The sequence below is a fragment of the Bacillus cereus group sp. BfR-BA-01381 genome, from assembly GCF_022663555.1.
GTDB classification, from domain to species: domain Bacteria; phylum Bacillota; class Bacilli; order Bacillales; family Bacillaceae_G; genus Bacillus_A; species Bacillus_A pacificus.
This window is the reverse complement of record NZ_JAKUFR010000265.1, coordinates 1-321: the sequence shown is the minus strand read 5'-3', so window position 1 is coordinate 321 and position 321 is coordinate 1. Positions and strand designations below refer to the sequence as shown.

Here is a 321-nt window from a genome sequence, read left to right as displayed (position 1 = left end):
AAATGGACAGCTGAAAGTTTTTAGGACCATAAACTTAGGGGGAAATGAAAAATGGGAACAATCGTATGCCAAGTATGTGAAGGAACAATCGGACATTTTGAAGATGAAAAAACGACAGTGCTTTACGGAAAATGCGGTACAAATTGTGACTGTGCTAGTAGAGATAATGCGAAAGCTTAATGATAAATAAATAGATTACTATTAAAACTCAGGGGGAAATGAAAAATGGGAACAATCGTATGCCAAGTATGTGAAGGAACAATCGGACATTTTGAAGATGAAAAATCAACAGTACTATACGGGAAATGTGGATCTCATTGC

The 321-nt window shown here is 36.1% G+C and carries 2 protein-coding genes; both read left to right on the top strand.

The genetic code is table 11. From position 1 onward, the window contains the following. Positions 1-51 precede the first annotated feature (51 nt). Positions 52-180, top strand: a complete 129-nt coding sequence (locus MR079_RS28625; protein ID WP_000536805.1) for a GapA-binding peptide SR1P — start codon at positions 52-54, stop codon at positions 178-180. Between the two features lie 45 nt (positions 181-225). Then, positions 226-321 (top strand): GapA-binding peptide SR1P (locus MR079_RS28620; protein ID WP_242270102.1); only part of this gene is annotated, 96 nt, incomplete at its 3' end.

What these genes read in the sequence shown, in the direction of transcription:
- MR079_RS28625 (WP_000536805.1), top strand. Translation starts at nt 52, where the DNA reads ATGGGAACAATCGTATGCCAAGTATGTGAAGGAACAATCGGACATTTT.